Genomic DNA, 13,404 nt, shown 5'->3' with positions numbered 1-13,404 from the left:
GTCCCTCTCAGACGGACAAATTATTTATTTTCATCTGCATCATTTCGCTCAGCGCAGGTGAAGCTTTGCTATCTACGCCAGCTTGCCACGCTTTACGCGCGCCCGCTTTGTCACCTTTACTCAGCAGTGCTTCACCGCGAAGATCGGCAACAATGGCAGCAAAACCTTCGCCTTTGATGGTTTCGAGCGTTTTTAACGCGTCATCGGCTTTTTTCTGCTGAACCTGAATACGTGCCAGGCGCAGGTTGATAACCGCTTTCAGATTTTCATCGCTTGCAGCCGCCAGACCCTGCGACAGCTGTGCGGCCGCTTTGTCCAGCTCGTTCTTGTCAACGTACTGCTGAGCCACTTCCAGCGCGGCCAACGCACCGTAGGTGTTTTTATTGTCAGCGGCAAATTTTTCGGCTGCAGCCAGCGTTTGCGGCTGATCGGCACGAATGGCGCTAACGGTGTTTTCGTAGCTCAGAGACGAGCCGCGAGCGGAATCAGCCTGGTGGCTGTTCCAGTAACGCCAGCCAATCAGTGCACCCACACCTAAAATAACTCCAACAACCAATGCTTTGCCGTTTTCAGCAAAGAAGCGTTTAATCGCGTCGACCTGGTCGTGTTCGTTCTCGTACATTTCCACGCAGTCTTTCTCCTTAGCCCAATAGAGTGCGCAAGTGCGCCGCAACGCCGTCCTGCGTTACCGTTGTTTGCTCACCAGAGCGCAGGTCTTTCACTACCACTTCGCCGTTAGCCACTTCGGACTCGCCCAGCACCAGTGCAATACTTGCGCCCCACTTATCGGCACGAGCAAACTGTTTTTTGAAGTTGCCGCCGCCATGGTTGGTCATCAGCTTAACGCCCGGCATTTCATCACGAATGCGTTCGGCAAGCTGCATCGCCGCAGGCTGCGTATCCGCACCTGAGGCCACCAGGTATATATCGACAACGGAATCTGCTTTAAATTCCGGATTAACTGCCTGAACCAGCAAAACAAGTCGCTCAAGGCCCATCGCGAAACCAACAGCCGGTGCTGCACGACCGCCAAGCTGCTCAACCAGACCGTCATAACGACCGCCTGCACAGACCGTTCCCTGGGAACCCAGACTCGAGGTGACCCACTCAAATACGGTACGGTTGTAGTAGTCCAGACCGCGCACCAGGCGCTGGTTAACGGTATAGGCAATGCCTGCGGCTTCCAGCAGCTTGCACAGACCGGCAAAGTGCTCGCGCGACTCTTCGTCCAGGTAATCACCCAGCGCTGGCGCATCGTTTAGCAGCGCCTGCACCTCAGCGTTTTTGGAATCGAGAACGCGCAGCGGGTTGCTGTACATACGGCGTTTGCAGTCTTCGTCGAGCTTGTCTTTATGCTGTTCCAGGAACGCCACCAGCGCATCGCGGTAGTTAGCGCGTGCTTCCAGAGAACCGATAGAGTTCAGCTCCAGAGAAACATGCTCAGATATACCCAGCGCGCGCCACCAGCGTGCAGTCAGCATGATCAGCTCAGCGTCGATGTCCGGCCCCTGCAGGCCAAAGACTTCCACACCCAGCTGGTTAAACTGGCGATAGCGACCTTTTTGCGGACGTTCGTGGCGGAACATCGGGCCGATATACCACAGGCGCTGCTCCTGATTGTACAGGAGACCATGTTCGATGCCGGCGCGTACGCAGCCCGCCGTACCTTCCGGACGCAGCGTCAGGCTATCGCCGTTGCGGTCCTCAAAGGTATACATCTCTTTTTCAACCACGTCGGTCACTTCGCCGATCGCGCGTTTGAATAACGGGGTCTGCTCTACAATCGGCAAACGGATTTCGCTGTAACCGTAGCTGCCGAGCACCTGTTTCAGTGTGCCTTCAATGCGCTGCCAGATGGCGGTTTCGCCAGGCAGATAATCGTTCATGCCGCGGATGGCTTGAATGTTTTTTGCCACGTTTATTCTCTTTCTATATACAAAAAAAACCCAAAGAATGGGTTCAATCATACATGGGAAGCGAGTCGCTTCCCATCACGTTATTTTTCAACCTGCTGAACGCTGATGCGCTGCGTCTCATCCAGCATCGTCGCTTTGGCACGAATGCGCGCTTCAAGCTGGTCGATCATGTCGTTATTATCCAGACGATCTTTGCGGACGCCATCTTCATAAAGACCACTTTTCTTGTTGCCGCCGGTCACGCCCAGGGTTGACACCAGCGCTTCACCCGGACCATTCACCACGCAACCGATGATGGACACATCCATTGGGGTGATAATGTCTTCCAGACGTTGCTCAAGGGCATTCACCGTCCCGATCACATCAAACTCCTGACGCGAGCAGGTTGGGCAGGCAATAAAGTTGATCCCACGCGCGCGAATGCGCAGTGATTTCAGGATATCGAAACCGACCTTGATCTCTTCTACCGGATCGGCCGCCAGCGAAACGCGCAGCGTATCGCCAATGCCTTCCGAGAGCAGCAGACCCAGACCAATCGCTGATTTCACGGAGCCGCTGCGCAGCCCCCCCGCTTCGGTGATCCCGAGGTGCAGCGGCTGATCGATCTGTTTTGCCAGCAGGCGATAAGACTCTACCGCCAGGAACACGTCTGACGCTTTAACGCTGACTTTAAACTGGTCGAAGTTGAGACGATCGAGGTGATCCACATGGCGCATGGCGGATTCGAGCAGCGCCTGCGGCGTTGGCTCACCGTATTTTTCCTGCAGATCTTTTTCCAGAGAACCGGCATTCACGCCGATACGGATTGGAATATTTTTGTCGCGCGCGCAGTCCACAACGGTCCGAATACGCTCTTCGCTACCGATATTGCCCGGGTTAATGCGCAGGCAATCCACGCCGTATTCGGCGACTTTCAGTGCGATGCGGTAGTCGAAGTGGATATCCGCAACCAGCGGAACGCTGACCTGCTGTTTGATCAGCTTGAAGGCTTCAGCAGCATCCATGGTTGGAACGGAAACGCGAACGATGTCCGCGCCCACACGTTCTAATGCTTTGATTTGATTGACCGTCGCTTCCACGTCCGTGGTGCGCGTATTGGTCATCGACTGGACGGCGATGGGTGCGCCGTCACCGACTGGCACATTCCCAACGTAAATCCGTTTCGATTTTCTACGTTGAATCGGAGCCTGGTTATGCATGAAAAATCTCCCGCGTTGCCTGTCTGTTACTGTGCTGCTGATTGTTCGGCATTAACGGTAAGACGTGCAACCTGGTTAGTTCTGATAAAGCGGCTCAGGTCGACAGGTTTTCCTTGATACTGGATCTGTACCGCTGCCGGAGCGCCGATTTTAAGTTTATACGGTGCCTGACCGGTTAGGTTTAACGTGCCGTCTTTACGCTGCAGGCCGCTAAACAGCTTTTTGCCGGTTGCGTCAGTCACTTCAAGCCAGCAGTCAGCGCTAAAGTTCATCACCAGCGCGTTAGGATCGGCGGCTGGCGCGGCGGTGCCGGCCGGGTCAGTTGGCAGTGAAGCAGCAGCGTTGTCCGCCGTTGCCGTTGCTGCAGGCGCGGTATCAACGTTAGCCTGGGACGGCGAAACCACCGCGTTCGGGTCCTGGGCCGGAGCCGCAGGGCTGGCGTTAGCCGTAGCTTCTGGCGTCTGTGCTGGCTGGGTTACCGGCGCGTCGGTCGTCGGCGTCTGCGATTCAGGGGATGTCGCCGCACTGTCCGTATTCAACGGCACGCTTTGTGCGTTGTCATTTCCGGATTGATTAAGCTCAGCCGAAGACTGATCGGCCATCGTGGTGATCTCTTCCTGCTGCGCCTTGTGGTTTTGCCACCACCATGCGCCCGTCAGGCCAACCACCACAAACAGCACCAGCCAGGTAAAGCTCATCAGCCAGCCGTCACGTTTTTTACGGCGTTTTCCCAGAGAGAAGGTCTGCATCGGCGCAACTTTTGCTGCACGGACCGGGGCCTGCTTCTCCATCATCGGCAGTAATTCTTCTTCGGGGATATGCACCAGTTTTGCGTAAGAGCGGATATAACCGCGCAGAAATGTTGAAGCCAGATCGGCAGGTGCCTTATCTTCTTCAATATCGCGAACCGTGGAAACCTTCAGGCACAAGCGTTCCGCAACGGCTTGCTGGCTGAGTCCGAGTTGTTCACGGGCGTTGCGAAGACGAACGCCAGTGGAGAGTGCTTCATTTTGGTCGTGAGTGGCTTCAGTATTCATTCGCTACAACTACTGGTACGTGAAAAATAAGGGTTCAGGTGCCGGTGAGTCACAATGCTACCCGCACCGCGAAACTTCTGGTCAGTTAAGCTTGAACAGAGAGTATAAGACTGTCAGCCCGGAGATGACAGTGCAGCTCTGCCCGCGTGGCTAAACTGTTGTTACGTCGTTACATACTGCCCGAAAGTCATATGAAACGCACCGTAATTATTAATCAAACATCACGAATCTGACTGATTATTCAGTCAGATTATGCTTCACGGCGCAGATAATGCGCCGTGACTGCATAATAATCAAACAGCTTTGACCGCGATGGTCTCACCCTGCATACGTTTACGCAGCGTACGCTTGGTTCGGTCAATCACGTCGCCCGCCAGCTGTCCGCATGCAGCATCGATATCATCACCGCGCGTTTTACGCACGATAGTGGTGAAACCGTACTCCATCAGCACTTTCGAGAAGCGATCGATACGGCTGTTCGAGCTACGGCCATACGGCGCGCCCGGGAACGGGTTCCATGGGATCAGGTTGATCTTACACGGCGTATCTTTCAGCAGCTCTGCCAGCTCGTGCGCGTGCTCGGTGCCGTCGTTGACGTGATCCAGCATCACGTATTCGATGGTCACGCGGCCCTGGTTCGCATTGGATTTTTCCAGGTAACGGCGAACACCGGAGAGGAAGGTTTCGATATTGTACTTTTTGTTGATCGGTACAATTTCGTCACGGATGGCATCGTTCGGGGCATGCAGTGAGATGGCCAGCGCCACGTCAATCATGTCGCCCAGCTTATCCAGCGCAGGCACTACGCCAGAGGTAGAGAGCGTTACGCGACGCTTGGACAAACCAAAGCCGAAGTCGTCGAGCATGATTTCCATCGCCGGAACCACGTTGGTCAGGTTCAGCAGCGGCTCGCCCATCCCCATCATCACCACGTTGGTAATTGGGCGGGTGCCGGTCACTTTTGCCGCACCGACGATTTTCGCGGCGCGCCACACCTGGCCGATAATTTCGGACACGCGCAGGTTGCGGTTAAAACCTTGCTGAGCAGTCGAGCAGAATTTGCACTCCAGCGCACAGCCCACCTGGGATGATACGCACAGCGTGGCGCGGTCATCTTCCGGGATGTAGACGGTTTCAACGCGCTGGTCGCCAACCGCAATCGCCCACTTGATGGTGCCGTCGGAAGAGCGCTGTTCTTCCACGACCTCAGGGGCGCGGATTTCAGCCACTTCTTTGAGCTTGTTGCGCAGCACTTTATTGATGTCAGTCATGTCATCAAAGTTGTCGCTGCAGTAGTGATACATCCATTTCATGACCTGATCGGCACGGAACGGTTTCTCACCCATATCTTTGAAGAACTCGCGCATCTGCTGACGGTTCAGATCCAGCAGGTTGATTTTTCCATTTTTATTTGGAACCGCAGGAGTGGCGACTTCGGAGGTATTCACTAATTCAGACATAATTTTTTCCGGCCTCGTTGTTACACGTTATGGCCCGTGGAGGGTTGAAAAGAAACGCCCCGGTAAGCAGTCTGCTCGTCCGGGGCGTTGCATTGTACAAAGTCTGGCGCAGGGATGCCACGTTTGCACGCGGCATTTACGAAATTAATGTGTCAACGAAACCGTTAAATTAACGGGTACGTGGACACACTTCGCCTTCAGCGAAGAAGAAGGCGATTTCGCGCGCAGCAGATTCCACGGAGTCAGAGCCGTGGGTGCCGTTCTCGGTGAAGCTGTCCGCGTAGTCAGCGCGCAGAGTGCCTGCCAGCGCGTTGTCCGGGTTGGTTGCACCCAGCAGGTCGCGATGACGCTGAACGGCGTTTTCGCCTTCCAGCACGGATACCACGATTGGGCCAGAGGTCATGAACTCAACCAGGCCGTCGAAGAATGGACGACCTTCGTGTTCAGCGTAGAAGCCGCGCGCCTGCTCAACGGTCAGGTGCAGCATTTTGGTGCCAACGATCTTAAACCCTGCTGATTCAAAGCGAGAGAAGATGCTGCCAATAACGTTTTTTGCCACCGCGTTTGGCTTGATGATGGAAAAAGTACGTTCAATAGCCATGATAACCTCTGTCAAATGTTCTGTTGTTTTGCATACCGGAGTATGGTGTGGCGCGGATTATAATGAGCAATAGCGCCATTGCCTATGGTTCCACATAACATTTTTTTAAAATGAGACGAAGATTAGCAACAGTCCGGGTTTCTCATGCCGTGCGGGTGGTGTAGGCAAAGCGCGCACTGCTTCTGCTCAGGATGAAATGACCAGAACGGACGGTGACACGCGGTACAGGTGGCCGCCAACGCCGGGTGCGTTGTTATCGTTGCCTGTGCTTCTTTGTTAGCGACCGTAAGCGAGCCGTGCTGACATACCGCCTCGCAGGCACCGCAGCCGGTACAGCGTGCGGCCTCGATGACCAGCGTGTTCTGCTCAAAGCGAATCGCGTTTTCAGTACAGCTTCGCCAGCAGGCCCCGCACAGCGCGCATTTTCCCGCATCGACGACGATGTCTGATTCACTTATTCCCGGGAAAGCCTTGCGCTGCATCCGCTTACCCTGCGGCACGGCGCAGGCCGTAACCTCCTCTTGCGGAATATGAATAAGCGCCCGACGCGCGGCGTTAACCTCACATTTCTGCCGGGACCTGAAGCCCCAGACGGCTTCACCGCGACGACGCAGCGCCAGGTTGAGCCCTGCTAGCGCCATCATCCAGCCAGGATACTGCTCCGCTTCGAGGCTGATACAGCGAACGCCGAATACGGCGTGCCAGAGCAGCAGTTCATCTATCGTCGGCGCTCGCGCGGTGAATGGCCCAACGAGCGTATCGCCCAGGCGAAAGCGTTTTCGCGGCGCGATGCCGGTAATCGCCTCTGTCGGGCAGACAAACAGGCAGTCACCGCATTCTATGCAAAAGCTTTCCTCTATCAGGACGCCGGTATCCGAAAACGAGAAGACCTGCGCGGGACAAACGTCCGCACAGGCACGACAGGAGGCGTGGCGAAAGCGGCGACGGACGCATTCCTGCGTCACGTCCATCGCCGGGCCAAAGCTCAGAGCCACCATCAGCCGATACTGAAGAAAACGAAGCGCAGCATCAGCTCACCGACAATCAGCAGCGCGCTCCCGATCAGCATCGTACCGCGCGCGGACTTCAGCCCACCCACAGCGAAGCAGAGCATGCCGAGAACGGAGACGCACCAGCTCAGCAGATGCACAGCGCGAAGCTGTTCTAGCATCAGCAAGGGAGTGTGCGGGAACGTCACGACGCTGCTGTCAGCGGCGTAAATGTCGGCCAGCCAGACGGGTTGCATAAGCAGACGTACAAGGACCAGCAGAACGACAATCGCGACCGCAGCGCGGTAATTTTTTGCGCTTGCAGCCATACAGGCCGAGCCCACAATCCCTACCGATCCCATAAACAGCACCAGCGTATTCAGATGCTGCCACGTCACGACGGAAGCGTGCATGTAGATTTGCGCCATGCAGAACACATCCACCAGCCCAATAATACCCGCAGCAACCAATAGCAGCCTCCAGCTGGGCTTATCCGCAAACAAGAGCAGAACTGCAAGGCCCAGCGCCGCCAGATAGAGGCTGGCAAAAATGATTTCACGGCTCAGCCAGGAGCTGGAAACATGGCGCAGCGCGTTAAGGGCATTGAGCGGGTAACCCATATGCAGCGCCGAGGCGAGAAGCCCAAGGCTGGCGAGCACAAACGCCCCCGCGGCGGCGAACATCACGCTGCGCGGCGAAGAGTTCACGCTGCCAAACGCCAGCCAGAGCGTAACGCCAACCGATCCCTGCAGGAACAGCGTAAAAATCAGCAGCGGTAACTCATGCATGGCGTTTATCCTCTTTCTCAGCGCCCTGATGCGCGTTGATGACCAGGTTCGGCTGGGTTATTGATGATTCAGGCAGGCCTTTCACATCGCAGAGCGCACCGTACTTCGCCCGCAGCTCATCTATTGGACCGAATTTGATCGCCTCCAGCGGACAGGTTGCCACGCATACCGGCTGTTCCCCCTTAGCCTGCAGATCCACGCAGAAATCGCATTTCGACATCTGCCCGGTCTGCTCGTTGAGCTGCGGCGCGCCGTAAGGGCATGACCAGGCACAGTAGCCGCAGCCGACGCACTTGTCCGTATCAACGCGCACGATGCCATCCCCCGGCCGCTTGTGCATGGCTGTGGTTGGACAGTTTTTGGTGCAGATGGGATCCGCGCAGTGGTTGCAGGAAATAGAGAGCGTATAGGCAAAAACGTTATTGCTTACCCCGCCCTGCCCGGTCGGAATGAAGCTTCCGCCGTGAACCTCATACACGCGGCGAAAACGACGCCCGACTTCAAGGTTGTTTTTGTCCTTGCAGGCCACCTGGCAGGCCTTGCACCCTGAGCAGCGTGACGAGTCAATATAAAAGCCCAGCTGTTTGTCGCTGACCGGCGCATAGTGTTTGAACTGACTCATGCTTTTGCTACCTCCACCAGCATGGTTTGATGTGAATTCCCTTTCGCCAGCGCGGTAATGCGGGCGGAGCTGAGCACGTTCGCGCAGCCGCCTTTATCCACGCCCTGCTCGTCCGGCTGCCACCAGGCACCCGCCTGCATCGCTACCACGCCCGGAATAATGCGCGGCGTCACCTCTGCGGGGATCTCGCATACGCCGCGGGCGTTATGGATACGCACGGCGTCGCCCTGTGCTATACCGCGCTGTTGTGCATCCTGCGGGTTAATCCACAGCTTCTGCTGCTGCGCCTCAATCAGCCACGGGTTGGCATACTGCGTCGAATTGGCGCGGTTTTTCCCTTTCCAGGTAATCAGCTGCAGCGGGAAGGTTTTCCCCAGCGCATCTTCCGGCCCCTCATGGGCAGGCACGTAGTGCGACAGCGCCGGGATCTCCGGATGGTGCATGTCGTACAGACGCTTCGAGAAGATCTCAATTTTTCCGGACGGCGTCGGGAACGGGTGATTTTGCGGATCGCGAATATTGTCCTCAAAGGCGACGTACGGCGCGCTTTTGAACAGATGCTGACGCATCTTTTGCAGCGTTGCGAAGTCGGGAAGATTTTCGTCCGGCATTGCCAGCCGCGTCTGCTCCCAGATGTGCTCAATCCAGCCCTTCTCGTCCCGACCCTCGCTGAATGCCTGCTCGACGCCCAGCTTAGCGGCAACGTCGCGCAGCCAGTCGTAGTCCGAACGGCGTTCAAATTCGGGTTCGATCAGTTTTTCTGAAAGGATGAGATAGCTTGCCGTGCCCCAGGTTTCCCCAATGTTCCAGCGCTCCATAAAGCTGGTTTCCGGCAGCAGCAGATCGGCATATTTCGCGCTTGGCGTCATGAACAGATCGCTTGCGACGATAAACTGAATTTTCGACTCGTCTTCCAGAACGCGCGTGGCCTGGTGAAGATCGGGGTTCTGGTTCGCCAGGTAGTTGCCCGCCAGCGAGAAAAGAATACGAATATTGCTGTTGAGCTTTTCCGCATCCTTCAGGCCGACATCCGGCGTCACCTTTGACGCATCATCAGCGGCCTGTACCCAGTTCATCACCGATATTTTGGCTTTCACCGGGTTATCAGGCATCTCGGGGCCCGCCGCAAATTTCCGGTTAGCGCAACCGCCATAGCCCGCCGCCCAGCCCCCCTTCACCCCGACGTTACCGGTCAGCGTCGCCAGCAGAGTAGAGCCGCGAGCGGTACGCTCACCGCAGTTGTGGCGCTGCGGTCCCCAGCCCTGAATCAGGGCGGCAGGTTTCGCGGTGGCGTAGTCGCGCGCCAGCTGGCGGATAGTCTGCGCGGGAACATGGGTGATTTTCTCAGCCCACTCCGGCGTCTTCGCCACGCCGTCTTTGGCGCCGCTCAGGTACGCAAACAGGGATTCATTGGCCGGTACGCCTTCAGGCATGGAGGATTCGTCAAAGCCGAGGGTATAGCGTTCGATAAACTCGCTATCGTGCAGATTTTCCGTGACGATGGTGTACATCATCGCATCCATCAGCGCGTTATCGGTCGTCGGCAACAGCGGTACCCACTGATCGGCCAGGGATGAAACGGTATCGGAATAGCGGGGATCGACCACAATAAAGCGGGTGCCGTTTTGCTTCATTTTCTGGAAGAAATAGTTGCTGTGGCCGAAGATGGTCTCCGTGGGGTTATGTCCCCATAGGATGACCAGTTTGGTGTCCAACAACGTATCCAGAGAATTGCCGCTGGCGGCGGTACCGTAGGTATAAGGCGTGGCGGCTGCGGTATTTCCCATACTGACTGAATGATAACTTTCGAGATAGCCGCCGGTTAAATTAAGCAGACGACGTACCATTTTATCACCGGAAAAGGTGCCGCCGGAAACAGCGGTTCCCACATGAACATAGCGTGACGCCGCGCCATATTTCTGCGTAATAATTCTTATTTGATTTGCAATAAGCGTGGTGGCTTCGTCCCAGGAAATACGTTCGAACTTTCCTTCGCCGCGTTTTCCCACGCGCTTCATCGGATATTTCAGGCGATCGGGATGGTAAACAAATTTTCGGTATGCGCGGCCACGAACGCAGGCGCGCATAACGGGCATTTGAGGATCTAATTCATTATCCGGACGCGTAGAAATACGGGTAACGACGCCGTCGCTAACGTGAGCGCGAATATCGCATTTACCGCCACAGTCAAACGTACTGCACGTCTGAACCACTTTTTCTTCTGCCACACGCTCTGCTGCAGCCGGAACCTTTGCCTGGGCTTTTCCTGCCGTCACAACAAACGGAAGGGTCGCCAGCGCCGACCCTGCCTGAATAAAATGACGACGAGAAATTCCGGGGGATAAGTCTTCTTCCTGACTTTTATCTTTATTCATTGCTCGTTCCTTCAAATAAAAACGCATTCTCGTGTTTTTAACGGAACGAGCATTTGATAATAATCAAGATAACTCTTCTGGAGTAACTCTTAGCGATTTAACTCAAAATTAACCGTGGCCGTCTGGCCAGATTCATCCAATACAACTAATTGATAATTACCCGGCAAATATAATTTCAATGAATAGTTTTTTTGACGCCCCTCCAGAGGTTCGCCGTTTAAAAACCACCAGCGCTGCCCTTCTCCTCCCGTAGTCGTAAGAGAAAGGGTCATATTTTCTTCGCCTGGAAGACGTTTAATGACCGCCCCCTCTCTGACGCCCGAAATCATCAGCGGCGCAGCGTTGCTGCTGTCCTGAGGCGGACAATCCGTTGATGAAGCAGGGAGACGCGCCGCCCTTTTTTCCCCTGCGGGCAACCACGGCTCAAGCGGCAGCGGCCAGACATCGAGCATTTTTTCGGTGGCATCCGGGCAATCTGCCGCCACGCGCTTGCCTGCTTTATCCAGCCAGACGGGGAAGCGGATCCCACGAATGCCCTCCTGCTCCGGCAGCAACAGCGTTGGGGGCTCGCTGCCGTCCAGCAGCCAGGTGGACAGGCGACGACGACAGTTTTCACTGCCTTCCGGCAGCGACTGACCGCCCGGCCAGCAGATCACCCCCCGCCCTACGCTGTCCGGGCGAGGATCGCGCGGCAGGCGCGCCTCATCAACCGTCGAGCGAGACTGAAGCAGGTTATTGACCTGGTTCATCAGCGGCACCGCACTCGCAAAACCAAACTGACCCGCCACCGGTGTCCCATCTGGTCGCCCCGTCCAGATGCCAATGACGTAACGGGCATTCAACCCGACGGCCCACGCGTCGCGGTAGCCATAGCTGGTGCCGGTTTTCCATGCCAGAGGCGCTATCTGCGGCAGCGCGCCATCCGGTAGCGGCTGAGCCTCATTAGCCAGAATACGGCGAATGATCCACGCCGAGCCAGGCGAGAGCAGCGGACGTTCGAGCAGCGGATCGCCCGGCTGGACGCGCAGTCGCCCCGCCTTTCCGTGTCGGGCAAAGGCGCTGTACGCCGCGGTGATATCCGACAGGCGCGCGCCTGCGCCGCCCAAAATCAGCGATAAATTCGGCTGCGCGCCTGAAGGCAGTATGAGCGGCAAGCCTGCGTTGCTGAGCATCCCCGCAAAACGTTTTGGTCCGAACGCTTCGAGCACCTGGACGGCCGGGAGGTTCAGCGAACGCACCAGCGCCTCGCTCATGCTGACGGGGCCGTGAAATCCGCTGTCAAAATTACCCGGCCGGTAATCTCCGGTTTTTCGCGGAACGTCCTGAAGCAGCGATGCGGGGTGGATCAGGCCGTCGTCCAGCGCCATACCGTAGATAAAGGGCTTGAGCACCGATCCCGGGGATCGGATCGCGTTGACCATATCCACGTGGCTAAAACGCGTGTCGTCGCTGATATCAACCGATCCCACCCAGCCGCGCACCTTCATATCCGTATGATCTACCACGATCATCGCCAGCGAGCTTCGTTCTGCCAGGCGTGATTTCCAGTTAAGCGCCAGTTCTTCAAGCTGCCGCTGCAGGGCCGCATCGAGCGTAGTAACAATTTTGGTGTCGCGGCTTTTACCGAGCATCATGCGTGAAAAGAGGGGCGCGAGCTGTGGCATCTGCCGCGGTGCCAGCCATACCGGTTCTTCGCGGGATTCCTGGACCTGTTTTGCAGACCAGACGCCCTGCGTCACCATCCGATCGAGTACTTTATTCCGCGCCGCTTCCGCGCGTTCCGGCCAGCGGTCCGGGCGTAGCCGGCTGGGTGCCTGCGGCAATACCGCCAGCAGCGCGGCCTCAGAATAGCTCAGCTGCGACGGCGGCTTGCCGAGATAGGTCCAGCTTGCGGCCCCTACGCCCTGCAGCGTGCCGCCAAAGGGCGCGCGGTTGAGATAGAGCGTGAGGATGTCGCGCTTGGAGAGGTGCCACTCCAGCTGCATCGCCCGCCAGAGCTGTCGAACTTTGCCGCCGAAGGTGCGCGGATGCGGATCCAGCAGGCGCGCCACCTGCATGGTGAGCGTGCTTCCCCCAGACACCACCTTCCCGGAAGAGAGATCCTGCCAGGCGGCGCGCAGCACCGAGAACGGGTTAACGCCCGGGTGATCCCAGAACCAGCGGTCTTCGTACTGGATCAGGGCATCCAGGTAGCGGGGGGAGACCTCTTCAATGGTGACCGGATAACGCCAGATGCCATCGCTGTCCGCAAAGCGCCAGAGCGGCGTTCCCTTTTCATCCACGACTACGCGCGCCGGGTTAACCTCTTTCAGAGGCAGCGGCCACAGGCGGTCGGCGGCAACGATCAGCCCCCATAAAACGAGAAGCGCTCCCGCCAGCCAAAGCCAGCGGGAGCGTATCAGACGTGCTATCCGCAT

General features: G+C 56.9%; 11 protein-coding genes. All 11 read right to left on the bottom strand.

The features are described 5' to 3' along the window. Positions 1-7 precede the first annotated feature (7 nt). Positions 8-628 carry a YfgM family protein gene (locus D5067_RS06290; protein WP_119937441.1) on the bottom strand — a complete coding sequence of 207 codons (621 nt, stop codon included), beginning with the start codon at positions 626-628 and terminating at the stop codon, positions 8-10. A gap of 13 nt (positions 629-641) precedes the next feature. Then, positions 642-1,916, bottom strand: coding sequence for a histidine--tRNA ligase (gene hisS, locus D5067_RS06285; RefSeq protein WP_119937442.1), 1,275 nt, complete (start codon positions 1,914-1,916; stop codon positions 642-644). An 80-nt stretch (positions 1,917-1,996) separates the two neighbouring features. Further along, entirely contained in the window at positions 1,997-3,115 is a 1,119-nt protein-coding gene (gene ispG, locus D5067_RS06280) for a flavodoxin-dependent (E)-4-hydroxy-3-methylbut-2-enyl-diphosphate synthase (protein WP_119937443.1), read from the bottom strand. 26 nt (positions 3,116-3,141) lie between these two features. Beyond that, complete coding sequence (gene rodZ, locus D5067_RS06275) at positions 3,142-4,152, bottom strand: cytoskeleton protein RodZ (protein WP_119937444.1); 1,011 nt, start codon at positions 4,150-4,152, stop codon at positions 3,142-3,144. A gap of 293 nt (positions 4,153-4,445) precedes the next feature. Further along, positions 4,446-5,612 carry a dual-specificity RNA methyltransferase RlmN gene (rlmN, locus tag D5067_RS06270; RefSeq protein ID WP_119937445.1) on the bottom strand — a complete coding sequence of 389 codons (1,167 nt, stop codon included), beginning with the start codon at positions 5,610-5,612 and terminating at the stop codon, positions 4,446-4,448. Positions 5,613-5,781: 169 nt separating this feature from the next. After that, entirely contained in the window at positions 5,782-6,213 is a 432-nt protein-coding gene (gene ndk / locus D5067_RS06265) for a nucleoside-diphosphate kinase (RefSeq protein ID WP_045326029.1), read from the bottom strand. A 122-nt stretch (positions 6,214-6,335) separates the two neighbouring features. Next, a complete protein-coding gene (locus D5067_RS06260; protein WP_119937446.1) occupies positions 6,336-7,211 on the bottom strand; it encodes a 4Fe-4S binding protein in 876 nt (291 codons plus the stop codon). Next, positions 7,211-7,990, bottom strand: a complete 780-nt coding sequence (locus D5067_RS06255) for a dimethyl sulfoxide reductase anchor subunit family protein (RefSeq protein WP_119937447.1) — start codon at positions 7,988-7,990, stop codon at positions 7,211-7,213. Before D5067_RS06255 ends, D5067_RS06260 begins: the two co-directional genes overlap by 1 nt. Continuing rightward, positions 7,983-8,612, bottom strand: a complete 630-nt coding sequence (locus D5067_RS06250) for a DMSO/selenate family reductase complex B subunit (RefSeq protein WP_119937448.1) — start codon at positions 8,610-8,612, stop codon at positions 7,983-7,985. The genes D5067_RS06255 and D5067_RS06250 overlap by 8 nt, the downstream gene beginning before the upstream one ends. Then, the gene (locus D5067_RS06245) at positions 8,609-10,987 is read right to left on the bottom strand and encodes a DMSO/selenate family reductase complex A subunit (RefSeq protein ID WP_308446511.1); all 2,379 of its coding nucleotides are present in this window, start codon (positions 10,985-10,987) and stop codon (positions 8,609-8,611) included. The genes D5067_RS06250 and D5067_RS06245 overlap by 4 nt, the downstream gene beginning before the upstream one ends. A gap of 89 nt (positions 10,988-11,076) precedes the next feature. Next, a complete protein-coding gene (gene pbpC, locus D5067_RS06240) occupies positions 11,077-13,404 on the bottom strand; it encodes a peptidoglycan glycosyltransferase PbpC (RefSeq protein ID WP_119937450.1) in 2,328 nt (775 codons plus the stop codon).

Origin of the sequence: Enterobacter huaxiensis, assembly GCF_003594935.2 — a bacterium.
Lineage (GTDB): Bacteria > Pseudomonadota > Gammaproteobacteria > Enterobacterales > Enterobacteriaceae > Enterobacter > Enterobacter huaxiensis.
Note: the sequence above shows the minus strand (reverse complement) of the source record. Positions and strands in the feature narration are given on the sequence as shown.